The organism is Roseobacter sp. MH60115 (assembly GCF_015644665.1).
In the GTDB taxonomy this organism is placed as follows: Bacteria; Pseudomonadota; Alphaproteobacteria; order Rhodobacterales; family Rhodobacteraceae; genus Roseobacter.
The window spans coordinates 277,080-299,877 of sequence record NZ_JADOBQ010000003.1; the positions used below are offsets into that span (position 1 = coordinate 277,080).

General features: G+C 61.3%; 19 protein-coding genes. 6 read left to right on the forward strand and 13 right to left on the reverse strand.

The features are described from left to right. Window positions 1-163 precede the first annotated feature (163 nt). From ISX84_RS11775 to ISX84_RS11785, 3 genes are all read right to left on the reverse strand, one after another. On the reverse strand, window positions 164-1,510 hold the full coding sequence (locus ISX84_RS11775; RefSeq protein ID WP_195820562.1) for an NAD(P)/FAD-dependent oxidoreductase: 1,347 nt from the start codon (window positions 1,508-1,510) through the stop codon (window positions 164-166). Between the two features lie 88 nt (window positions 1,511-1,598). After that, window positions 1,599-2,762, reverse strand: coding sequence for an acetylornithine deacetylase (gene argE / locus ISX84_RS11780; protein WP_195820563.1), 1,164 nt, complete (start codon window positions 2,760-2,762; stop codon window positions 1,599-1,601). After that, the gene (locus tag ISX84_RS11785) at window positions 2,755-4,692 is read right to left on the reverse strand and encodes an ABC transporter ATP-binding protein (protein WP_195820564.1); all 1,938 of its coding nucleotides are present in this window, start codon (window positions 4,690-4,692) and stop codon (window positions 2,755-2,757) included. The genes argE and ISX84_RS11785 overlap by 8 nt, the downstream gene beginning before the upstream one ends. A gap of 275 nt (window positions 4,693-4,967) precedes the next feature. On the opposite strand from ISX84_RS11785, the gene ISX84_RS11790 reads away from it, so the two are divergent. The 3 genes from ISX84_RS11790 to ISX84_RS11800 all read left to right on the forward strand — a co-directional run bounded on the left by ISX84_RS11790 (window position 4,968) and on the right by ISX84_RS11800 (window position 8,822). Then, entirely contained in the window at window positions 4,968-6,698 is a 1,731-nt protein-coding gene (locus ISX84_RS11790; protein WP_195820565.1) for a peptide ABC transporter substrate-binding protein, read from the forward strand. A gap of 101 nt (window positions 6,699-6,799) precedes the next feature. Continuing rightward, complete coding sequence (locus tag ISX84_RS11795) at window positions 6,800-7,837, forward strand: ABC transporter permease (protein WP_195820566.1); 1,038 nt, start codon at window positions 6,800-6,802, stop codon at window positions 7,835-7,837. Further along, on the forward strand, window positions 7,830-8,822 hold the full coding sequence (locus ISX84_RS11800; protein WP_195820567.1) for an ABC transporter permease: 993 nt from the start codon (window positions 7,830-7,832) through the stop codon (window positions 8,820-8,822). Before ISX84_RS11795 ends, ISX84_RS11800 begins: the two co-directional genes overlap by 8 nt. 230 nt (window positions 8,823-9,052) lie before the next feature. On the opposite strand, the gene ISX84_RS11805 is transcribed toward ISX84_RS11800, so the two are convergent. From ISX84_RS11805 to ISX84_RS11825, 5 genes are all read right to left on the reverse strand, one after another. After that, window positions 9,053-10,336: a DUF3422 family protein gene (locus ISX84_RS11805; RefSeq protein WP_195820568.1), complete on the reverse strand. Its 1,284-nt coding sequence runs from the start codon at window positions 10,334-10,336 to the stop codon at window positions 9,053-9,055. A 269-nt stretch (window positions 10,337-10,605) separates the two neighbouring features. Further along, window positions 10,606-12,102, reverse strand: a complete 1,497-nt coding sequence (locus ISX84_RS11810) for an NAD(P)(+) transhydrogenase (Re/Si-specific) subunit beta (protein ID WP_195820569.1) — start codon at window positions 12,100-12,102, stop codon at window positions 10,606-10,608. Between the two features lie 14 nt (window positions 12,103-12,116). Further along, a complete protein-coding gene (locus ISX84_RS11815; protein ID WP_195820570.1) occupies window positions 12,117-13,691 on the reverse strand; it encodes a Re/Si-specific NAD(P)(+) transhydrogenase subunit alpha in 1,575 nt (524 codons plus the stop codon). A gap of 126 nt (window positions 13,692-13,817) precedes the next feature. Next, window positions 13,818-14,267, reverse strand: coding sequence for a methyltransferase family protein (locus ISX84_RS11820; RefSeq protein ID WP_195820571.1), 450 nt, complete (start codon window positions 14,265-14,267; stop codon window positions 13,818-13,820). Then, window positions 14,264-14,644, reverse strand: coding sequence for a VOC family protein (locus ISX84_RS11825; RefSeq protein WP_195820572.1), 381 nt, complete (start codon window positions 14,642-14,644; stop codon window positions 14,264-14,266). The genes ISX84_RS11820 and ISX84_RS11825 overlap by 4 nt, the downstream gene beginning before the upstream one ends. 129 nt (window positions 14,645-14,773) lie before the next feature. Here ISX84_RS11825 and ISX84_RS11830 point away from each other — a divergent pair, with 129 nt between their 5' ends. Both ISX84_RS11830 and ISX84_RS11835 read left to right on the forward strand, forming a co-directional pair. After that, entirely contained in the window at window positions 14,774-15,526 is a 753-nt protein-coding gene (locus ISX84_RS11830) for an SDR family NAD(P)-dependent oxidoreductase (protein ID WP_195820573.1), read from the forward strand. Between the two features lie 119 nt (window positions 15,527-15,645). Then, a complete protein-coding gene (locus tag ISX84_RS11835; RefSeq protein ID WP_195820574.1) occupies window positions 15,646-16,194 on the forward strand; it encodes an REP-associated tyrosine transposase in 549 nt (182 codons plus the stop codon). Here ISX84_RS11835 and ISX84_RS11840 read toward each other — a convergent pair. From ISX84_RS11840 to ISX84_RS11860, 5 genes are all read right to left on the reverse strand, one after another. Next, window positions 16,191-16,967, reverse strand: coding sequence for a gamma-glutamyl-gamma-aminobutyrate hydrolase family protein (locus tag ISX84_RS11840; protein ID WP_195820575.1), 777 nt, complete (start codon window positions 16,965-16,967; stop codon window positions 16,191-16,193). The two genes, ISX84_RS11835 and ISX84_RS11840, sit on opposite strands and share 4 nt — an antisense overlap. A gap of 99 nt (window positions 16,968-17,066) precedes the next feature. Beyond that, window positions 17,067-17,492 (reverse strand): GlcG/HbpS family heme-binding protein, encoded by a 426-nt coding sequence (locus ISX84_RS11845; RefSeq protein ID WP_195820576.1) that lies wholly within the window; start codon window positions 17,490-17,492, stop codon window positions 17,067-17,069. Between the two features lie 86 nt (window positions 17,493-17,578). After that, a complete protein-coding gene (locus ISX84_RS11850; protein ID WP_195820577.1) occupies window positions 17,579-19,720 on the reverse strand; it encodes a malate synthase G in 2,142 nt (713 codons plus the stop codon). A gap of 97 nt (window positions 19,721-19,817) precedes the next feature. Further along, on the reverse strand, window positions 19,818-19,967 hold the full coding sequence (locus ISX84_RS11855) for a DUF2256 domain-containing protein (RefSeq protein ID WP_229884274.1): 150 nt from the start codon (window positions 19,965-19,967) through the stop codon (window positions 19,818-19,820). Window positions 19,968-19,972: 5 nt separating this feature from the next. After that, complete coding sequence (locus tag ISX84_RS11860; protein WP_195820578.1) at window positions 19,973-20,143, reverse strand: hypothetical protein; 171 nt, start codon at window positions 20,141-20,143, stop codon at window positions 19,973-19,975. A gap of 102 nt (window positions 20,144-20,245) precedes the next feature. Here ISX84_RS11860 and pepN point away from each other — a divergent pair, with 102 nt between their 5' ends. Continuing rightward, window positions 20,246-22,795 (forward strand): aminopeptidase N, encoded by a 2,550-nt coding sequence (pepN, locus tag ISX84_RS11865; RefSeq protein WP_195820579.1) that lies wholly within the window; start codon window positions 20,246-20,248, stop codon window positions 22,793-22,795. Window positions 22,796-22,798: the final 3 nt, after the last annotated feature.

Genomic DNA, 22,798 nt, shown 5'->3' on the forward strand with positions numbered 1-22,798 from the left:
GGTGTGGGCCGTCCGGGCTGACGTCGCTGTGGTTTTGCTCTGCGCCTGACGCGGGTACATCTGTCTGCACCGGGAACTGTGAATGATTCTGGCCCCTTGGCGCCATCTTACCCCTCTGCTCGGCAGCTTCAACCAGAAGGTGAATACACCCGCGCAAGCAGCGTCACAGCGCCGGTCCGAGCCGCATCGACGTGCCATCGGTGAAGCGGTTGAACCGGAAACGGGTCAGGTCGTGGCCCGTCGGGTTGCCCATCACCATATCTGCCAGAATGCGGCCCATGGCGGGGCCGATGCCGAAGCCATGGCCGCTCATCCCCGTGCCCAGCGTCAGGCCCGGCAGTGCGGAAACGCGGTCCACGACGGGCACGACATCGGGCATCGTATCGATCATCCCCGCCCAGGCGTGCGAGATATCGAACTGAGGAAGCTGAGGAAAGAGCGTCGCAAATTTGCGCTTCAGATCGCGGACCTTCGCGGTGTTTGGCTGGGGGTTCAGCACCCGCTGGTTCTCGAAAGGGCTTGGCGCGTCACCGGACCAGCGGCGCGCTGTGCCCCAGGCATCCGGATACCCTTTGGGCGCCGTCGGCAGGAAACGGGTGCCAAAGGGATCGGCCCGCAATTGGGTGAGGAATTTCGGCAGGGCGCGCAAGGCATCCCACCCGAGGAACAGCTCGTGGAACCCGCCGGGGGCCAGCGTGTAACCGCCATCCGCGCGGTGACGGAAGGCAATCCGGTTATCCGCCACACCGCCCGCTGCCACGGCGGGCAGGTCGGTCGTTTTTGCAACCGTCGCCCGCACGGAGAGCTGTGGCAGGGCGACGCCGTGGTTGCGCAGGAAGAGCGATGACCAGGCGCCCCCCGCCAGAACCACCTCCGACGTGGCGATGCGTCCGGCTTCGGTGACAACGCCTGCCACACGTCCCGCCGCCAGATCGAGGCATCGCACAGCGCAGCCCTCGCGGATCTGCGCGCCCGCCCGCGCGGCAATTTCCGCAAGCGCCGGTACGGCGACCCATGGTTCCGCGCGCATGTCGGAGGCCGTATGCAGGGCCCCTGCGTAGGATTTGCCAGTGCCGGGCAGCAATGCGCGGGTCTCGGCGGCGGTGAGCAGGCGTGTGTCGACACCCTGCGCCTGCGCAACCGGCAGCCAGTCGGCGTAGCGCGCCATCTGCGCGTCATTGTCGGCCAGATAGGTCACGCCGCCCTGGGTCAGACCGATATCACGATTGGTCTGCGTGGCGAGGTTGCGCCAGTGCTGATTGGCCTCCACCATGATGGGCAGCTCATCCGGATCGCGGCCCTGCTGGCGGATCCAGCCCCAGTTGCGGCTGGATTGTTCCCCTGCGATCCGGCCCTTTTCGAGCAGGACGACCGATTGGCCGGCCCGGGCCAGAAAGAGTGCGGTGCAGACACCGATGACGCCACCGCCGATCACCACCACATCCGCCTCTGCGGGCAGCGGGTCAGAGAAACGAACAGATGTCTGTTCAGAGATTGGAAAGGGCGTCACCGAGGGTGATCCCCGTGGGGCGATCCGGGTGGCCTGAAGCCCACCCTACCTGCCGGGATGAACGGTCGTGGCCTTGAATGCCCGCGCATCATTGCCGCAGGCGGTCGACAAGGCGCTGCATGAAATCATGGCCTGCCTCGAAATCGGCGACCGAGATGAACTCATTGGGTTGATGCGCCTGCGCAATATCACCGGGACCGCAGATCACCGCGGAATACCCCGCCTCCTGAAACTGCCCAGCCTCGGTCCCGTAGCTGACCACATTGCTGGCGTTGTCGCCGGTGACCCCGCGCACAAAGTTCTCTGCCGCGCCATCCTGTTCCGGTTGCAAGGCGGGCACGTCGAACCGCGGTGAAATCTCGATCCGTGTCTCCGGTACGATCGCCTGCATCTCGGCTTCGACCTCGGCCACGCGCGCCCGGTAGCGGGCTTCCCATGCGCGTTTGTCCTCACCCGGCACCACGCGGAAATCCATGGCAAAATGGCAATCCTTGGCCGTGATATTATGCGCGGTGCCGCCCGAAATCATGCCCACATGCACGGTGGTGAAAGGGGGATCGAACATGGCCGCCAAACCCTCAGGCTCTGCCGCCTGATTGATGGCATTCATCTGGTTGGCCCAGTCGATCAGTTTCGCCCCGAACATGATCGCGTTCACGCCGCGATCGAGCAGAGAACTATGGACCTCGAACCCCTGCACATGGGTGTCAAAGCCGGTGCCGCCCTTGTGCCCCGTCACCGCGCGCATCGAGGAGGGTTCACCGACGATCACCGACGCGCCCTTGGGCAGCACCGGCTGCATCGCCGCAATCATCGGCGGCGCACCGGTGCAGCCGATCTCTTCATCAAAGCTCAGGGCAATCTGCAAGGGACGTTTGATCCCTGCGTGATGCGCCTCGACCATGGCCCAGAGCGCCAGCGCGTCAAAGCCTTTCATGTCGCAGGTGCCGCGCCCGAAATAGCGACCATCCTTCTGCACCACATCAAACGGGTCCGTGTCCCAGGGCTGACCGTCCACCGGCACCACATCCGTGTGACCGGAAAGGACAACGGCCCCCTCTTCCCAAGGGCCTACATGGGCAAAAAGGGCGGCCTTGGGCTGATCCGGGTCGGTGTAGCGGTGGGCGGAAATGCCATGGCCGGAAAGGTATTCCTCGACCCAGTCGATCAGGGGCAGATTGCTGTCCCGGCTGACCGTAGGAAAACGGACGAGCTGTGTCATCAACGCCAGCGGGCTCAGCCTTTCAGTCATAAAGGCGGCGTCCGCTCAGGCCTTCGGGGGCATCCTGCCCTTCGCGCAGCTTGTTTTCGGTGCGCATCAGCGCGTCACTGCGCGTGTACCCGCCCCAGTCGCCCTGCAGCACAAAATGGCCGGGCTCGACCTCGTCATACCGCGAGGGTTCAGGCACGTAGTCAGCGGCATGGATAGGAGAAGGGATCGGTTTGAAATTCAGGTCGCGCTCATCCTTGCGCTGGCGGGGATCGGCGATGGGCACGGCCTTCATCAGCGCCTGGGTATAGGGGTGCTGCGGGTTTTCAAAGAGCCGCGCACGCGACCCCAGTTCCACGATCCGGCCCAGATACATCACGCCGACCTGATGGCTCACCCGCTCCACCACGGCCATGTCGTGGCTGATGAAGAGGAAGGACAGGCCCAACTCCGCCTGCAGTTCCAGCATCAGGTTCAGCACCTGCGCCTGTACGGAGACGTCCAGCGCCGAGACCGCTTCGTCGGCGATGATCAGCTTGGGGTTCAGCGCCAGCGCCCGGGCGATGGCCACGCGCTGACGTTGGCCGCCGGAGAGTTCATGCGGAAAGCGGCGCATGAAGCTGCGCGGCAGTTCCACCCGGTCAAAGAGCATTGCAACCCGGTCCTGTACCGCCTGCCCCTTGAGCGTGCCGTAGTTGTGGATCGGCTCTGCCACCTGATCGGAGAGCTGCATCTGCGGGTTCAGCGAGGCAAAGGGATCCTGAAAGATCATCTGCATATCGAGCCGCGCCTTGCGCAGCCGGGTCTGGTCCAGCGCCATGATATCTACGCCATCGAGGTTGATCTCGCCCGAGAGCGGATCGACCAGCCGCAGGATCGACCGGCCAGCCGTCGATTTGCCGCAGCCGCTTTCGCCCACGAGGCTGAGGGTCTGGCCCTTGTTCAGCGTGAAGGAGAGGTCTTCGACGGCATGCACATTGGCCACCGTGCGGCGGAAAAAGCCGCCCTTGACCGGGAACCGCGTGGTCAGGTTCCTGACGCTCAGCAGGACCTCATCCGTGCCCTTGATCGGCTTGATCTCGTCGCCTTGCGTGCCGAGCAGCTTCATCGGTTCGGGATAGGCCTTGCCGCGCATCTCACCCAGTTTCGGCACCGCCGCCAGCAGCGCCTTGGTATAGGGATGCTGCGGGTTTTCGAAAATCTCGGCAACCGGCCCTTCCTCGACCTTGTTGCCGCGGAACATGACCACCACACGGTCAGCCATCTGCGCCACCACGGCCATGTCGTGGGTGATGAACATCACCGCCGTGCCGGTCTCGCGCTTGAGCCGGTCCATCAGGGCCAGGATTTCCGCCTGAATGGTCACATCAAGCGCCGTTGTCGGCTCATCCGCGATCAGCAGGCGGGGTTTGCAGGCGAGCGCCATGGCGATGACCACGCGCTGGCGCATGCCGCCCGACAGTTCATGCGGGTATTGGTCGAGCCGCCGTTCGGGCTCGGGGATGCGCACCTCGCGCAGCAGCTCCAACGCCCGTGCGCGCGCCTCGGATTTGCCCATCTTCTTGTGCAGACGCAGCCCTTCGGTCAGCTGTCGCCCGACGGTGAACACCGGGTTCAGCGCCGTCATCGGCTCCTGAAAGATCATGCCGATCTCATTGCCGCGAATCGAGCGCATCATCTCGGGATCGGTTTTGGCAAGATCCACATCATCCGCGCCGGGCCGGTCAAAAAGCAGCTGCCCGCCGGTGATCTCACCGCCGCCGAACTCCACCAATCGCATCAGGGACAGCGAGGAAACGGACTTGCCCGACCCGCTTTCGCCCACCACGCAGACGGTCTCGCCGGGATTGATGTCAAAGGAGACATCCTCCACGCCCACCACCGGGCCATCCTTGGTCTGAAACTCAACGCGCAACCCCTTGAGCTGCGCAATCGGCTGCAGCGCGGTACCTTGTTGATCCTGATCCAGCATTCCCGCCCCTATTTTCATCTTTGCGAGACGCTAAGGCCATCCAGCAGGCAGTGTCAAACCCGTCCGGCACAGTTGCCACAAAGTCATCCATGACAAGGGTTGCTTTTTCCACAAAAGATGCTTCGATATGCGCATGCACCCGGGAGCCGGCTCAAAAACTGCGTCTTTCCGCAACGTTAGGCCAGTGCATTTGCATTGCTCCCGGTCAGCACCATTGCGCCCACGCGGAAATCGAGGCGCACATCGGCATTCACGTGTCCAACATGGAGTATAAAATGAAAATCAGAACCCTATTGATGGGGGCAATCGCAACAACCGCCGTCGCACCTGCCGTCTATGCGGACGGCCACGCAGGCGAGCGCGGTCGCGATGGTCAACTCAACATCATCTACTGGCAGGCGCCCTCGACGCTGAACCCGTTTCTGTCGGGCGGCACCAAGGAGAACGAAGCGGCCAGTCTTGTTCTGGAATCACTCGCGCGGTTCAACGAGAACGGAGAGATGGTCCCCTGGCTGGCAGAGGACATCCCCACGGTCGAAAATGGCGGCGTTTCCGAAGACCTGACCTCGATCACCTGGACGCTGAAGGAAGGCGTGGAATGGTCGGATGGCACGGCGCTGACAGCGGAAGATCTGATCTTTACACATGAGTACTGCACCCACCCCGAGGGCGGATGCGCCGGGGTAAGCTATTTTGACGGCATCACCTCTGTCGAAGCCGAGGGCGAGCGCGGCGTCAAAATCTCCTTTGCTGCGCCCAAGCCCTTCCCCTACACGGCTTTTGTCGGCGCGGAATCTCCGATCCTGCAAAAAGCGCAGTTTCAGGAGTGCCTCGGCGCACGGGCGCCTGAATGCACCGCCGCCAATTTCGGCCCCATCGGCACCGGCCCCTTCGTGGTCAGCGAATTCCGTCCCAATGACGTGATCACCTACGTGGCCAACGAGAATTTCCGCGAGGAAGGCAAGCCCGCCTTCGCCACCGTCACCTTCAAAGGCGGCGGCGATGCAGCAGCGGCCGCGCGCTCAGTTCTGGAAACGGGCGAGTTTGACTACGCCTGGAACCTGCAACTGGCGCCTGACGTCCTGACCCGCATGGAAGAGGTGGGCAAGGGCACAGTTGTCGCAGCCTACGGCACATCCGTGGAACGTCTGCACCTGAACCAGACCAACGCGGACCCCAACCTCGGCCCGGACAAGCGATCGGTCTTCATGGGGGGCGACAACGCCCACCCGTTCCTGACCGATCCGGCGGTGGGCAAGGCCCTCTCTATGGCCATTGACCGCGCGCTGATCGTCGAGGTTGGCTACGGCGCCGGTGGCCAGCCCACCTGCAACGTTCTGCCCGCGCCCGAGCTCTATGCCTCTACCGCCAATGACGACTGCCTCGTGCAGGACATCGAAGGCGCCAAGGCAATCCTCGACGAAGCGGGCTGGGTCGACAGCAACGGCAACGGCACACGTGACAAGGACGGCATCGAGCTCTCGGTGCTCTATCAGACCTCCACCAACGCTGTGCGTCAGGACACGCAGGCGCTGATCAAGGACTGGTGGAGCCAGATCGGCGTCGGCGCGGAACTGCGCAACGTGGACGCCTCGGTCTTCTTTGGCGGTGATCCGGGCTCGCCCGATACCTTCCAGAAGTTCTATGCAGACATCGAGATGTACACCAACAACTTCGCCGGTGTGGATCCCGAGGCCTATATGGCCAACTGGCTCTGCTCGGACATCCCGACCCCTGCAACACAGTGGCAAGGCTCCAACATCCAGCGTTTCTGCGATCCCGAATATGACGCGCTGGTCGAGAAGATGTCGATGACCGCCAACCTCGAAGAGCGTGGCGCACTGGCCAAGCAGATGAACGATATGATCATGCAAAGCTACTCGATCATCCCGCTTGTGCACCGTGGTAACCCCTCGGCACACGCCAATACCCTGGGCGGCGTGAAAATGTCCGACTGGGACAGCGAGTTGTGGAACATCGCGGACTGGTATCGCATCAAGAATTGATGCAAATACCGGCGGGCGGGGCCCTGTCCCCGCCCGCACAACACCGGCGCACCGTCGCCCATTCCAACAAAAATAAGACTACCGCATAAAGGCGTAGCTCCATGCTCACATATACGATCCGCAGATTGGTGCTGTCGCTGCCAACGCTGCTGTTCATCAGTCTGGTGATCTTCCTGCTGCTGCAACTGGCGCCGGGTGATCCGATGGCCCAGGTGCCCCTCACCGTTCCCCCCGAAGTCAAACAGAAGATGCGCGAAGCCCTGGGCCTCGGTGCGCCCATCCACGTGCAATACTGGAAGTGGCTGGTGCAATTCTTCTGGATTGAGCCGCAGGTCTTCATTGACTGGCTGACCCGTGACAGCTTTCTGCTGGGGTGGCTGCCCGACACCAACCTCTACAATGGTCAGCTGCGCGTGATCTCCTGGCAGACCCGCTCGCCGGTGATGGACATCGTGATGCAGCGCATGCCGCAAACGCTCTGGGTCGTGGGCATGTCCTATATCGTGGGCATCCTGATCGCCCTGCCGATCGGTATCTACTCCGCGTACAAGCAATATTCACTCTTCGATCAAGCGGGCACTTTCGTATCGATGATCGGCTTCTCGATCCCGCCCTTCTTCTCCGGCGTGCTGGTGATCGTGATCTTCTCAGTCAATCTCGGCTGGTTTCCGTCGATCTATGACACCACCCATGTGGTCACCGACTGGGCCAGTTTCAAAGTCCAGTTCAACCAGATGATCATGCCGGTCATGGTGCTGGCGCTGCAGACCACCGCCCAGATCAGCCGCTTCATGCGCGCATCGATGCTCGACAACCTCAACCAGGACTACGTGCGCACCGCCCGCGCCAAGGGGCTGAAAGAAAGCGTCGTTGTGCTGGTCCACGTGCTACGCAACTCAATGATCCCGATCATCACCGTGATCGCCCTCGGCATCCCGTCGATCTTCGGCGGCGCCATCATCACCGAGACGCTCTTCAAGGTGAACGGCATCGGGCAACTGTTGCTGACGGCCCTCTTTGCCAATGACCTGCCGATGGTGATGACGCTGACGTTCATCTTCGCCATCCTGATCGTGCTCTTCAACCTGATTGCGGACGTGCTCTACGGCATTCTGGATCCGAGGATTCGCTATGACTGATCAAAATGTGAATGCCGCAGCCGCCGAGATTGAACTCTACGGCGCGCTCAAGGACAAAGAGCCGCCCAAGGAACCGCGCAGCCAGTGGCGCGATGTCTGGGACCAGTTCCGCAAGCACAAGGGCGCGCTCATCGGGGGCGGGTTCCTGCTCTTCATCACGCTGGCTGTTCTGATCGGGCCGCTGATCTGGCAGGTCGATGCCAAGCAGCTCGACATCCGCAACAAGGACATGCGCCCGCTCTACACCCTGCTCTGGGACGGGGATGCGCGCACCAGTTGGGCCAAACCCCTGGGCTCCGACAACCTCGGCCGCGATATCCTTGCAACACTGATCGCCGGCGGGCGGGCGTCGATGGCCGTGGGCTGGACGGCAATGATCCTGGCGCTTTTCATCGGCACGGCGGTGGGCGTTTCTGCCGGGTATTTCCGGCGGCTCGACGGACCACTCATGCGCCTGACGGATCTGTTTCTGTCCCTGCCCATCCTGCCGCTCCTGCTGGTCGCCGTAACCCTCTTCCGCCAGCCGCTCAGGGCAAGTTTCGGGCCCGAAACGGGCATGTTCATCCTCATTGTCGGCGTCATTGGCATCACCTCCTGGATGCAGACCGCGCGCATCGTCCGTGGCGAAATACTGGCGCTGAAGGAACGCGAATTCATCCTCGCCGCCCGTTCCATCGGCACCACGCCGTTCAAGATCATCCGGCGACACCTGCTGCCCAACGTGGTTTCCCCCATCATGGTCTCCGCCACGCTGGGACTGGCCACAGCCATCATCACCGAAAGCGCGCTGAGCTTTCTGGGTGTCGGTTTCCCATCGGATTTCCCCACCTGGGGCAAGCTGCTGTCGGACGCGGTGCCGCGCATGGAGGAATTCCCCGAACGCGTGATGCTGCCCGGCATTCTGATCTCGCTGACGGTGCTCTCGGTGAACTATCTCGGTGACGGGCTGAGAGATGCTTTGGACCCCCGGATCCGCGGTCGATAGACCGCGGATCCGCGTGCGGACAGAGCGCAAATCCGCAGGATTTTTGCGGAGTCCGGCACCCCGTCTCAATTCCGGGTACCAGACATGGGACGGCGGGCGGGGCGTCTTTCGCGCAAGCAGAAAGAGCGCCGTCCCGCTGTCCTATAAATACTGAACCGGGTGCTGGACCGCAGGTTCGCGGCGCGAACCCACTAGTCCACACTGGTCGACTTTTCTGCGAAAAGATCGACCTATTCCACACTCTTCCTGAGCCGCCGGACCAACCACCAAACCAGTAACACCACCGGCACGGTCGCCAGCGCCGTCAGCATCCCCTTGCTCATCCCCGTGGCCTGCGTCAGCGGATAAAGCAGGTACCCCACCAACGACACGGCATAATAACTGATCGCCACGACAGACAACCCCTCGACCGTGCGCTGCAAGCGCAACTGCAGATCGGACCGCTTGTCCATGCTCTCCAGGAGCGTCTGGTTCTGGGCCGACCGCTCCACATCCACCCGTGTCCTGAGCAGGTTCGACGCCCGGATCGACCGGCTCGACATGGCCTCCAGCCGCGCCTCCGCCGAATGCACCGTGCGCATCGCCGGTGCATAGCGCCGCATCATGAACTCGCCAAACTGCTGCCGCCCCTGAAACCGCTCTTCGCGCAACGCCGCGATCCTCTGGTCCACCAGCGCCTCATAAGCCCCCGTCGCCCCGAACCGAAACGACGACCGTGCCGACAACGTCTCCAGCTCCGCCGAAATGCTGAGCAGATCGTGCAACGTCTCCTCCGCAGACGCACGCTCATCACTCATCGTGCCCATCAGCCCCGTCAGCTTGGTATCAAGCTCGTTCAACCCCGGCTGCAATGCCCGCACCCGCGCAAACCCCAGCATCGACATGGTCTTATAGGTCTCGATCTCGCACAGACGCTGCACAATCCGGCCAATGCGCCGCGCGCCGGTCTGCGCCCCGGCAAAAACCGCAAAGCGTAAATGGCCGTTCAAATCGATCCTGAAATCCCCGGCCATGATCGCCGCACCGTCCAGCACCTCCGACGCCGCCAGGCTCTCCGAAACAAACCACTCATCCAACGAACCGGTCACAGCCGCATCCTCCGCAGGCCTCGGCACGATGTTGAGCAGGATGGACGTCATCCGCTGGCCCGGCGCGTTCTCTAGCCAGTCCGACGGAAAGACATCGAATTCAGCCGGATCAAATGGCCGCGCCACGACCCCGTCGGAAAAGGCGGTATAGGTCACGAACTCCGTGTGCTGCTCCCACTTCAGCCAGTATTTCCCGATCTGACCATAATAGTGTGTCGCCCCCGGTTGCGGATGCGGCGCACCATGCCGATCCAGCAGCGCCGTCAGATGCGCCAGATCCTGCGCACGGTCCCGGCTCACCGCGTCCTCAGGCTGCTTAATCGCAACATAGGCCGCGGAGCAAGGCGCTTTCATCGATGGAAAAGGCCGCGCGTGCAGCTCGTTCGCCAGTTTGTAACGCAAGGGATGATCAGAAATCGATGACATGGTTCGCTCCAGTTTCACCCTCAAGGCTTAATGCTCGAACACTTGATGTCAAATCATTTTATGAATATTTTTCAAGGCGTTAACCGAGTACAATCGTATACAGAGATGAGCATCGGAAGCAATTGGCCAAGCCATAGCCCGCAAAAGCCACCAACACTCTCTCCAACACGACACCATCCAATCCGACAGGTAGGGTGGGCCTTGGGCCACCTTTCCCATAAAAAACGCCGCCCCTCGGGACGGCGTTTTTCAGTATATTTCACCTCTGCTCAGTCGATCATCGGCAACAGTTTATCGAGCGATGCTTTGGCATCACCGTAGAACATCCGCGTATTCTCCTTGAAGAACAGCGGGTTCTCGATCCCCGAATACCCGGTGCCCTGTCCGCGTTTGGACACAAACACCTGCTTGGCCTTCCAGCACTCCAGCACCGGCATCCCCGCAATGGGTGAGTTCGGATCATCCTGCGCCGCCGGGTTCACGATGTCATTGGAGCCGATCACGATGGCCACATCCGTCTCCGGAAAGTCCTCGTTGATCTCGTCCATTTCCATCACGATGTCATAAGGCACCTTGGCCTCGGCCAGCAGCACGTTCATGTGTCCGGGCAGACGCCCCGCCACGGGGTGAATGGCAAAGCGCACGTTCTTGCCCTTGGCGCGCAGCTTCTTGACCAGCTCGCTGACCGCCTGCTGCGCCTGCGCCACGGCCATCCCGTAGCCGGGGATGATGATGACACTGTCGGCTTCATTCAACGCCGTGGCCACGCCGTCCGCTTCGATGGCCACCTGCTCGCCTTCCACGGCCATCTGCTCGCCCGCCGGGCCGCCAAAGCCCCCGAGGATCACCGACACAAAGGAGCGGTTCATTGCCTTGCACATGATATAGCTCAGGATCGCACCGGAGGAGCCCACCAGAGCGCCCACAACGATCAACAGGTCGTTGCCCAGCGAGAAACCAATCGCCGCCGCCGCCCAGCCGGAATAGCTGTTCAACATCGACACAACGACCGGCATATCCGCCCCGCCGATCCCCATGATCAGATGGTACCCGATGAAGAGCGCCAGCAGCGTCAGCAAGACCAATGTCCAGCTGCCCGCCCCGCTCAGATACATGATCGTAAAGAGCAACGACAGCACCGCAGCGCCCGCGTTCAGCAAGTGTCCACCGGGCAGCTTGTTGGCGGATGTATCCACCTTGCCCGCAAGCTTGCCATAGGCGATCACGGACCCAGTAAAGGTCACCGCTCCGATCCAGATGCCCAGCACCAATTCAATGCGCAAGATGTTGATCTCTACGGAGGTCTTCTTGGCAATCAGCTGACCGAAGGACGACAGCCCCTCATAGATGTCCTTGGGCAGACCAACGGCCGTGTAACCATCTGCAGCCACCGCGCCCAGCACACCGCCGTTTTCAACAAAGAGCGCGCTCATATTGTTGATCATGATGTCCGCGTTGAAACCGACGAAGACCGCTGCAAGCCCCACAAGGCTGTGCATGATTGCCACCAACTCCGGCATCTGCGTCATCTGCACCTTGGTGGCCAGTTGGTAACCGACTGCGGCCCCCAGACCGATCAGGATGATCGAGACACCAGACAGCCCCCAACCGGGCCCAATTAACGTGGCCAGAACCGCAATCGCCATACCGGCAATCCCGTACCAGACCGCGCGTTTCGCACTTTCCTGCCCGCTCAATCCGCCCAGGCTGAGGATGAAGAGAACTGCCGCGACCGCATAGGCCGCAATCGTAAATCCGTATTCCATTGTCCCCTAACCCCTTACGATTTCTGGAACATGGCGAGCATGCGCCGTGTCACGAGGAAGCCGCCAAATATGTTGATCGACGCCATGAAGACCGCAAGCGCGGCCAGCAGCGTGATCAGCATCGAGCTTGATCCGATCTGGATGAGCGCGCCCAGAATGATGATCGACGAGATCGCATTCGTGACCGCCATCAGCGGCGTGTGCAGGCTGTGCGCCACGCCCCAGATCACCTGGAAGCCGATAAAGACCGACAGGATGAAAACGATGAAATGCTGCATGAAGCTCGCCGGGGCCACCAGACCCACGGCCAGCACCAGCGCGCCGCCCACGGCCAACAGACCCACCTGATTGCGCGTCTGCGTCTTGAATTCTGCAAGCTCCTTGGCGCGCTTCTCTTCCGCTGTCAGCTCCTTGGGCGCTTCTTTCTTTGGGGCTGCTGCAATCGCGGCCACCTTGGGCGGCGGCGGCGGGAAGGTGACCTCCTTGGCATGCGCAATCGTCGCACCGCGGATCACGTCGTCTTCCATGTTGTGATCGATCACGCCGTCTTTTTCCGGCGTCAAATCCGTCATCAGATGCCGAATGTTGGTGGCATAAAGGTTCGACGCCTGCGTGCCCATCCGGCTGGGGAAATCGGTATAACCGATGATGGTCACGCCATTGTCGGTCACGATCTTCTCATCCGCAACGGTCAGCTTGCAGTTGCCGCCCTTCTCCGCCGCCAGATCGACAATAACCGACCCCGGCTTCATGGAGGCCACCATGTCTTCGGTCCAGAGCTCCGGCGCCTCGCGGTTCGGGATCAGCGCTGTGGTGATCACAATATCGACCTCGGGGGCCAGTTCTCGGAACTTGGCCAGCTGCGCCTCGCGGAACTCCGGCGAAGACACGGAGGCATAACCGCCCGAGGCGGAGCCATCCTGCTGCTCTTCCTCGAAATCGAGATAGACAAATTCGGCGCCCATGGATTCAACCTGCTCGGCCACCTCTGGCCGCACATCAAAGGCCAGCGTAATCGCGCCAAGGCTGGTCGAGGTGCCAATAGCCGCCAGACCGGCCACACCGGCGCCGACCACCAGAACCTTGGCCGGGGGCACCTTGCCCGCTGCCGTGATCTGACCGGTGAAGAAGCGGCCAAAATTATTGCCCGCCTCGATCACCGCGCGGTAGCCCGCGATATTGGCCATGGAGCTGAGCGCATCCATCTTCTGGGCGCGGCTGATGCGTGGGATCATCTCCATCGCGATCACGGTCGCACCCTTCTTGGCGGCCTGCTTCATCTTGGCTTCATCCGCCACCGGGCTGAAGAAGGAAATCAGCGTCTGATCCGCGCGCAGCCGCTTCATCTCCGCATCGTCGGGCACCCGCACCTTGGCCACCACATCCGCAGCCTTCCACAGCGCCGCCGCCGTTTTGGCAACCTCGACGCCTGCCTCCTTGTAATCGGCATCAGCAAATCCGGCCTTCGCCCCAGCGCCTGTCTCGATGATGCACTCATGACCCAATTTCTGAAGCTGGGCGGCGCTCTCGGGCGTCATGGCCACCCGTGCTTCGCCATCAAAAATCTCTTTTGGTGTCCCGATCTTCAACTGAAGCTCCCCCGTTCTGGTCCGTTTCGGCGCGCGATCTCGCGCAAAGGTAATTTGTCCACTACCGCGCGCTGCGGCGAGGTACAAGCACTTGGCCCCGAGGGTCGCGCAATAAATGCAAAGAAATCAGAGCCACCTGCGCACTTTTTGCTCATATCGCGCAAAGTCGGCCCGAAAGACACGGCGCATCCGGTTCTCTTCCGGCACGATGAAGCGCCTCTCCAGCACCCAGACGAGAATGGGTACGAGGGCCAGGGCCAGCACGGCGTCCCACCAGAGGCAAAGCCCTGCGAGGATCAGCACATCAGCCAGATAAATGGGATTGCGCGAGCGGCCAAAGACACCGGACTGGATCAGGCTGTCCGGGGTTTCATGGGGGATGATCGTGGTTTTGTGACGCCGGAACTCCATCACCGCCAGCAAGGTCAGCACGATGCCCGCACCGACAAAAAGACCGGCCAGCAGCAGGGTGACGGGATGCGCAAGGCTCAGATCGAAGGAGACATACTGGCTCTGGAGCCAGGCCAGCACCGCGAAGCCGACCAGCCAGACTGGCGGCACATCAAACCATTTCATACTTTCGCTTCGACCTCTTGCGGCTGCCAAAGCTCGATCGGGTTGCCTTCCGGATCGTAGACCCGCGCAAAACGCCCGTTAGGCAGTTCTTCGGGGTGCATGTCCACCTCTTCGCCTGCATCGCGCAATTGGGCAACCATCGCATCGAGATCATCGACGCGGAAATTCAACATCCACTGTTTTTCCGAATTGCCGAAGTATGTCGTGTCCTTGGCAAAGGGCGCAAAAACGGTAGGCCCCTGATCTTGCGTCCAGACCGGCGTTTCGTAGTCCTTGGGCACTTCGGAAATTCCGAAATGCCGCGCATACCATGCCGCCAGACTTTCGGGATTTTCCGCACGAAAAAAGAAGCCACCAAACCCTGTAATGCGCTGCATGAGCCCCTCCAATCACATTGGACAGAAACAGATTACGCCGATGCTGCGTCCAAGACAATCACCCGCTGCCCTTGTGCTGCCCCGTGCCGCAGCTAAGCTGATCAGAGGTGGCACAAGGAAAGAGACAGGATGACGCTTGCAGGGAAACACGCATTGGTCACGGGCGGTGGTACAGGGATCGGTCTGGCGATCGCCAAGATGTTGGCGGCAGAAGGATGTCAAGTCACGATCACCGGCAGACGGCAGGCGGTTCTGGACCAGGTGGCTGGTGACGGGATTTTCGGCATGGTCATGGATGTGCGGGACGAGGCCCAGGTGGTGGAGACCGTCGGCGTCGCAGTCGAGGCGCGTGGACCGGTACAAATATGCGTGGCCAACGCCGGCATCGCCGAAGGCCGCGCCCTGCATAAAACCGATCTGGCATTCTGGCGCGATATGATGTCCACCAATCTCGACGGTGCCTTCCTGACCATCCGGGAAGCTCTGGCGTCCATGCGCACGACAGACTGGGGCCGGGTGATTGCGGTGTCCTCGATTGCGGGGCTGCGCGGATTGCAGGGGGCGTCCTGCTACACGGCGTCGAAACACGGGATGATAGGTCTCATTCGCGCGCTAAGCGAGGACTACTTGGGCAAACCCATCACGTTCAACGCCCTGTGCCCCGCCTATGTGGACACGCCGATCATCGCACGGAACACCTTGTCTATCGCGAAACGCGCAAGCGTGAGTGAAGACAAGGCGCGCGCCATGATGATCTCCGCCAACCGCCATAACCGGTTGATTTCCCCGGAGGAAGTGGCCGTCGCAGCGCGCTGGCTGGTATCGCCGGGATCGGAAAGCGTCAACGGACAAGCCATCGAAATCGCCGGCGGGCAAATGTAGCCGGGTGGCCTAAAGCCCACCCTACCTGCCTATCTCAACCGGTGCGCCCAGCAGGTAGGGTGGGCTTTAGGCCACCCTTGTTTGGGATTTCTTAACCATAGGGTTGATACGCTTGCCTTATGTCCAAATACATCCGATCCCAGACACCCGGCGGCACGTATTTCTTCACCGCGCGCCTAGCAAACAGCCGCAGCACCTTGCTGACGGATGAGGTCGATTTACTGCGGCGCTGTGTGCGAGAGACCATCACCCGCTACCCCTTCGCAATCGACGCAATCGTGATCCTGCCTGCGGCGATCCATACCCTCTGGACGCTGCCGGAAGGCGATGCGAATTTCAGCACAAGGTGGAGTTTCCTGAAATCGCAATTCTCCCGCGCGCTTCCGGACCCGTCTGCGCGCACAAAAACGCAATGCGACCGCAGGGAAAAGGGCATATGGCAACGCCGCTTCTGGGAACATCGCATCCGCTCTGCACATGATCTTGCCTTGCACCGCACGCTCATCCACACGGCGCCGGTTCAGGCCGGCCTCGTGGACCGGCCATCCGACTGGACCTGGACATCATTGCACCGGGATTTGGCAACGTCAGATGTAACGGCAAACGCGCCGCCGCCCGTGCGCTTCAGCACAATGGGCCTGAAGACAATCGCGCCCGCTGATGCCTAAGCGACCTGAGCGGGCGTGAGCTTGCGTCCATTTGACCACGCACGCGCTGCACGGCCAAAGGCCGAGAACAGCGGCTGCGACACCGGATCTTTCGCGGCTTCATACTCAGGGTGCCACTGAACCGCCAGGGTGAACCCCGGAGCATCCTTGATGAAAATCGCCTCCGGCGTGTTGTCCGGTGCAACTCCGTCGACAACCACCCGCGGTCCGGCCACCTTGATCCCTTGCCCGTGCAGAGTATTGGTAACCACCTCCTGCGCCCCCATCAAACGATGAAAGACGCCACCCTCGGTAAAGGACACGGTATGTCGGTTCTCGAACTTTTCCTGCAGGGTCCCGTCAGGCGGCATGCGGTGGTTCATACGTCCCGGCAAATCCCTGATCTCGGGGTGCAGAGAGCCGCCCATCGCCACGTTCACTTCTTGAAACCCGCGACAAATGCCCAAGAACGGCTGACCACGTTCAACGCAGGCCCGCACCAGCGGCAAGGCAATCGCATCCCGCGCGCGGTCAAAATCGCCATGCGCCTCCGTTGCCTCTTCTCCATACTCCTCGGGATGCACATTCGGGCGCCCACCGGTCAACAGAAAACCGTCGCATGTCTCCAGCAGGTCATTGATGGACACATATTCAGGGTCAGATGGGATGATCATCGGGACGCAGTCCGAGACGACGGAGACCGCGTCCGAATTCATCTTGCCACCCGCATGCACAGGGTATTCGTCATTGATCAGGTACTGATTGCAAATGATGCCAATGACAGGCCGCGCCATGGATATTCCCTTCGGTTCACTTCCCGCAGATATAGCTTTGCACGGCGCAGGTTAACAGTCCATGACCGCGCAGAAACCTGTGCAGAATTGCAAAATGCTTCAACTTTCAGCACTCAGCCCCGCCGCATCAATACCCGCAAGCCCCGCAATCACATCATTATCCGATGTATCACCGGTCACGCCGACGGCACCAATCACCACGCCCTTCTTGTCGCGCAACAGGATGCCTCCCGGGACCGGGATGACCTTGCCGCCATAGGCGCCGTTCACACAGGTCATGAAGTAAGCCTGTTGTTCCGCCCGCGCCATTTGCGCCGAGCCCGGAATACCCAACATGACCGACCCGTAGGCCTTGCCAAAGGCAATCTCGAACCGCCCGGGTGCGGCACCATCCTCACGCTCAAACGCCTGCACATGACCACCGGCGTCCAGCACCACAGCGGACAGCGGCTTCAAGTCCAGTTCACGCCCCTTCTCAAAAGTCTTGCGGATGATGGTACGGGCTTTTCTCAGGCTGATGGTCATGACGGCTCCTCATTTCATTGTTCAAAAAATATGCTGGCGCGCGCACGAAACGCGCGTAGAGACGGGCTATGGGGTCACCGGCGGCCTCAGGCGCTTGCCTTCAATTCCAAACGTCGCGCATGCAGCACCGGCTCCGTATAGCCTGACGGCTGAACCCGCCCCTTGAACACCAGATCACACGCCGCCTGAAAGGCGATCCCGTCAAAACCCGGTGCCATCGGACGGTAGAGCGGATCATCCGCATTCTGCCCGTCCACCACAGCAGCCATCTTGCGCATCACCGCCATCACCTGCTGGGCATCCACAACACCGTGGTGCAGCCAGTTGGCAATATGCTGCGCCGAAATCCGGCAGGTGGCGCGGTCTTCCATCAGGCCCACATCGTTCATGTCCGGTACCTTGGAACAGCCCACGCCCTGATCGACCCAGCGCACGACATAGCCCAGAATGCCCTGCGCGTTGTTCTCCACTTCACGAGTCTTCTGATCATCGCTCCACTTCTGATACTCGGCCAGCGGGATGTTCAGCACCGTATCCACATAGGCGCGCCGTCCGCCCGCTTTCAGCTTCTCCTGCGCCGCAAAGACATCAACCTTGTGATAGTGCAGCGCATGCAGGGTCGCGGCCGTCGGGCTCGGGACCCAGGCGCAGTTGGCGCCGGACTTGGGGTGTTCGATCTTCTGCTCCAACATCGCCGCCATCAGGTCGGGCATCGCCCACATGCCCTTGCCGATCTGCGCCTTCCCGCTCAGCCCGCATTCCAGACCGATATCCACGTTCTGGTTCTCATAGGCGCCGATCCAGGCCTTGCGCTTGATGAAATCCTTACGGCTGAACGGCCCCGCCTCCATCGATGTGTGGATTTCGTCACCCGTCCGGTCGAGAAAACCGGTGTTGATAAAGGCAACCCGCGATTTCGCCGCGCGGATGCATTCCTTGAGATTGACGGAGGTGCGCCGCTCCTCATCCATGATCCCCAGCTTCACCGTATATTGCGGCAGCCCCAGGATCTCCTCGACCCGCGTAAACGTCCGGTCGGCAAAGGCCACTTCTTCGGGCCCATGCATCTTGGGTTTGACCACATAGACCGAGCCCGTCAGCGAATTCCCCCCATCCCTTTGCAGATCATGCATCGCGATCAGCGTGGTGATCATCGCATCCATCACGCCTTCGAAAACCTCACTGCCGTCCTTGTCCAGAATAGCAGGGTTCGTCATCAGATGGCCGACATTGCGCACCAGCATCAGCGCCCGCCCTTTGAGCGTAACCTCTGCCCCATCCGGCCCGGTAAACACCCGGTCCGGATGCAGGGCGCGGGTCACCTGCCGGCCACCTTTCTCGAAGGTGTCCTGCAGATCGCCCTTCATCAGGCCCAACCAATTGGCATAGGCAACGACCTTGTCCTCGGCATCGACACAGGCAACTGAATCCTCACAATCCATGATCGCAGAGACCGCACTCTCCATCTGCACATCCGCAAGCCCCGCCTGGTCCCGGCTGCCGATCGCATGTGTCCGGTCGAAGACCAGCACCACATGCAGGCCGTTGTTCCGCAGAACCACACTGTCCGGTGCCTTCGGGTGGCCGGTGTAGCCGATGAACTTCTCGGGCTTCATCAACGGCTGATCGTCGATCAGCAGAGCGCCATTGTGAACGTAGTAGCGCCGCGCATCGGCGTGACTGGTTTTCTCAACCGGAAACGCTTCATCCAGGAACACGCGCGCCCGGGCAACGACGCGCGCGCCGCGGCCCTGATCGTAGCCGCCTTTTGGTGGGGCGCTGCCCATGGCATCCGTGCCATAGAACCCATCATAGAGGCTCCCCCACCGGGCATTGGCCGCATTGAGGGCATAGCGCGCATTGGTGATCGGCACCACCAATTGCGGGCCGGGCACACGCGCGATCTCGTCATCGACATTTGCCGTGTCGATCTCGAAAGCGTCGCCTTCTTCAACCAGATAGCCAATCTCACGCAGGAAAGCGCAATAGGCCTCGTGGTCATGCGGGCTGCCACGCCGCGCCACATGCCAGGCATCGATATTGGCCTGAATGTCCGCGCGCAGACCCAAAAGCTTGCGGTTCTCGGGAGCCGTCTCATGCACCAGGTCGGAAAATCCCGACCAGAATGCTGCTGCATCCACCCCCGTGCCGGGCAGTGCCTGCTCTTCGAGAAATGCGACAAGTGTGTCCGCGACGCTCAGGTCACCTTTTTGCTGAAAACCGGCCATGCGTTACACTCCTCGCTCTTGATATTCTGGCATATGCCAGAAGGTGTAAGAGGAATGTTTCCGATAGGCAACAAAGTTGGTAATGTTATTTTACCAATCAATGCCCCGCGCCGCTGGACCGGGCGCGACGACAGCGATCAGAGCAGTAGCGCACCTCTGCCCAGACCTTTTCCCATTTCTTACGCCACGCAAAGGGTCGCCCACAGACCACGCAGGTCTTTTGCGACAGATCTCCCTTGCGCCGCATAAACGTCAGACCACCAGGTGCAGCGCCTGAACGGCAGCAGCCACTTCGTCACCGCTCATCAACCAGACGAAGATGGCAATCACGATCACCGCCAGAAACAACCCGCCCCACAGACCCCAAATGGCCGGTTTATGGCGTTTCTTCTGGCGTTCGATGTTTGTGTCAGGCGCTGACATGGTCTCTCCTTTTCACGGCTGCGCAAGCCGACTTGCGACTTGCTTCTCATCCTCCTAACGTTTGCGCTGTCTGTTCCGTTCCATGAAAGATGAAGGTGACCCATGCGAGACGCTGCCCCGCAAACCATCTATCTGAGCGACTACAAGCCATTCGGGTTTGAGGTCACCTCCGTTTCCCTGACTTTTGACCTCGATCCAACCGCAACCCGCGTGAAAAGCCGTATCGCCTTTGTACCAAAGCCCGACGCCGGGGGGCGCATGTTCCTGCACGGTGAAAAGCTCAAGCTGATATCTGCCCAGATAGACGGGGCCCCTGTCACGCCGGACCTGAGTGACGAAGGTCTGACCTGCGCCGTTCCGGATGCACCTTTCATCTGGGAAGCCGAGGTCGAAATCGATCCGCAGAACAACCTTGCGCTGGAAGGGCTCTACATGTCGAACGGCATGTATTGCACGCAATGTGAGGCTGAAGGGTTTCGCAAGATCACCTACTACCCCGACCGCCCGGACGTGATGAGTGTCTTCACCGTCCGTATCAACGGCCCCCATCCGGTGCTGTTGAGCAACGGCAATCCGGTCAGCGCCGCTGACGGTCACGCCGAATGGCACGATCCCTGGCCCAAGCCTGCCTATCTCTTTGCCCTCGTTGCGGGCGAGTTGGTGGCCCACCCCGGCAGCTTCACGACCAGGTCGGGCCGCACCGTCGATCTCAATCTCTACGTCCGTCCCGGAGACGAGGGCAAATGCGCCTTTGGCATGCAGGCGCTCAAGGACAGCATGAAGTGGGACGAAGACGTCTATGGGCGCGAATACGATCTGGACATCTTCAACATCGTGGCCGTGGACGATTTCAACATGGGCGCGATGGAGAACAAGGGGCTGAACATCTTCAACTCCGCCGCCGTGCTGGCCTCGCCGGAAACCTCAACAGATACCAATTTCGAGCGGATCGAGGCGATCATCGCGCATGAGTATTTCCACAACTGGACCGGAAACCGCATCACCTGTCGCGACTGGTTCCAGCTCTGCCTGAAAGAAGGCCTGACTGTCTTTCGCGACAGCCAGTTCACCTCGGACATGCGCTCTGCCGCGGTGAAACGCATATCAGACGTGATTGAACTGCGCGGACGGCAGTTTCCAGAGGATCAGGGGCCACTGTCGCATCCGGTTCGGCCTGAAAGCTTTCAGGAGATCAACAACTTCTACACGGCCACCGTTTACGACAAAGGCGCCGAGGTCATCGGTATGCTGCGCCGCCTGGTGGGCGCCGATGCCTATGCCAATGCACTGGACCTCTATTTCAACCGCCACGACGGTCAGGCCTGCACCATCGAAGACTGGCTAAAGGTATTCGAGGATGCCACGGGCCGCGACTTGACGCAGTTCAAACGCTGGTACAGCCAGGCGGGTACGCCGCGCGTGACTGTCAAGGATGCCTGGTATGCAGGGAATTACATCCTGAGCTTCACGCAGAATTTGAAGCCGTCGGCGACCACGCCCGACCCGCAACCGCAGGTGATCCCGATTGTGACCGGACTGCTGTCGCCATCGGGTGAAGAGCTGGTGCCCAGTCAGGTGCTGGAGCTGACGGAGGCGACGCAGTCCTTCACCTTCGAAGGGCTGCCGGAACGGCCCGTCCCGTCTGTCCTGCGCGGATTTTCCGCGCCGGTGGTGCTGGAAAGCGAGCTGTCGGAGGATCATGCGGCCTTCCTGCTGGCCCATGACACCGACCCGTTCAACCGGTGGGAGGCCGGACGCGGATTGGCCAGGGCCAGCCTGCTGGCGATGATCCGCAGCGGCAGCGACCCGGACCCTAAGTACCTGGATGGCATTCGGGCGGTCCTTGGGGATGCAGAGCTCGACCCGGCCTATCGCGCGCTGATGCTGAGCCTGCCCAGCCAATCCGATCTGGCAACCGCGCTGCACGACGCGGGCGAGACCCCCGATCCGGCGGCAATCTGGACCGCCTCCGAGGCGATGCGCGAGGCGCAGGCGCAGCACCTCGCGGATCTGCTGCCAGGGCTCTATGCAGACCATCAGATCACGGAAAGCTTTGCGCCTGATGCGTCCCAATCCGGACGCCGCAGTCTCGCCAATGCAACGCTCTCTCTGCTGGGCCGCCTGGAAGGCCCTGAACGCGCGCAGGCACAGTTCGATACCGCTGACAATATGACCCAGCAGCTTGCGGGCCTTGCCGTGCTGTTGCGCCAGAAGGCTGGCAAGAGCGCCCTTCAATCCTTTGAAACGCAATGGAAAGAAGACAGGCTGGTGATGGACAAATGGTTCGGACTGCAGGTGATGCAGGCCGAACCGGACGCCGTGGCATCGACCGCCGCCGCGCTGACTGGCCACGCGGATTTCAACTGGAAAAACCCCAATCGGTTCCGCGCCGTTCTGGGCGCGCTTGCCACGCATCACGCCGGGTTCCACCACGCCAGCGGCGCCGGGTACCGGCTGCTGGCGGATTGGCTGATCAAGCTGGATCCGCTCAACCCGCAGACGACCGCGCGCATGTGTTCCGCCTTCCAGACGTGGAAACGCTATGACGCGGACCGTCGGGCGCTGATGGCAGCCGAACTTGATCGCATCCTCGCCCTGCCCGACCTCTCCCGCGACACCACCGAAATGCTGACCCGAATTCGAGGATCCTGACCC

Coding starts and splice junctions, on each gene's coding strand:
- argE (WP_195820563.1), bottom strand. CDS start 2,762: ATGACTGAAAGGCTGAGCCCGCTGGCGTTGATGACACAGCTCGTCCGT.
- ISX84_RS11785 (WP_195820564.1), bottom strand. CDS start 4,692: ATGCTGGATCAGGATCAACAAGGTACCGCGCTGCAGCCGATTGCGCAG.
- ISX84_RS11790 (WP_195820565.1), top strand. CDS start 4,968: ATGAAAATCAGAACCCTATTGATGGGGGCAATCGCAACAACCGCCGTC.
- ISX84_RS11795 (WP_195820566.1), top strand. CDS start 6,800: ATGCTCACATATACGATCCGCAGATTGGTGCTGTCGCTGCCAACGCTG.
- ISX84_RS11800 (WP_195820567.1), top strand. CDS start 7,830: ATGACTGATCAAAATGTGAATGCCGCAGCCGCCGAGATTGAACTCTAC.
- ISX84_RS11805 (WP_195820568.1), bottom strand. CDS start 10,336: ATGTCATCGATTTCTGATCATCCCTTGCGTTACAAACTGGCGAACGAG.
- ISX84_RS11810 (WP_195820569.1), bottom strand. CDS start 12,102: ATGGAATACGGATTTACGATTGCGGCCTATGCGGTCGCGGCAGTTCTC.
- ISX84_RS11820 (WP_195820571.1), bottom strand. CDS start 14,267: ATGAAATGGTTTGATGTGCCGCCAGTCTGGCTGGTCGGCTTCGCGGTG.
- ISX84_RS11825 (WP_195820572.1), bottom strand. CDS start 14,644: ATGCAGCGCATTACAGGGTTTGGTGGCTTCTTTTTTCGTGCGGAAAAT.
- ISX84_RS11830 (WP_195820573.1), top strand. CDS start 14,774: ATGACGCTTGCAGGGAAACACGCATTGGTCACGGGCGGTGGTACAGGG.
- ISX84_RS11835 (WP_195820574.1), top strand. CDS start 15,646: ATGTCCAAATACATCCGATCCCAGACACCCGGCGGCACGTATTTCTTC.
- ISX84_RS11840 (WP_195820575.1), bottom strand. CDS start 16,967: ATGGCGCGGCCTGTCATTGGCATCATTTGCAATCAGTACCTGATCAAT.
- ISX84_RS11845 (WP_195820576.1), bottom strand. CDS start 17,492: ATGACCATCAGCCTGAGAAAAGCCCGTACCATCATCCGCAAGACTTTT.
- ISX84_RS11850 (WP_195820577.1), bottom strand. CDS start 19,720: ATGGCCGGTTTTCAGCAAAAAGGTGACCTGAGCGTCGCGGACACACTT.
- ISX84_RS11855 (WP_229884274.1), bottom strand. CDS start 19,967: ATGCGGCGCAAGGGAGATCTGTCGCAAAAGACCTGCGTGGTCTGTGGG.
- ISX84_RS11860 (WP_195820578.1), bottom strand. CDS start 20,143: ATGTCAGCGCCTGACACAAACATCGAACGCCAGAAGAAACGCCATAAA.
- pepN (WP_195820579.1), top strand. CDS start 20,246: ATGCGAGACGCTGCCCCGCAAACCATCTATCTGAGCGACTACAAGCCA.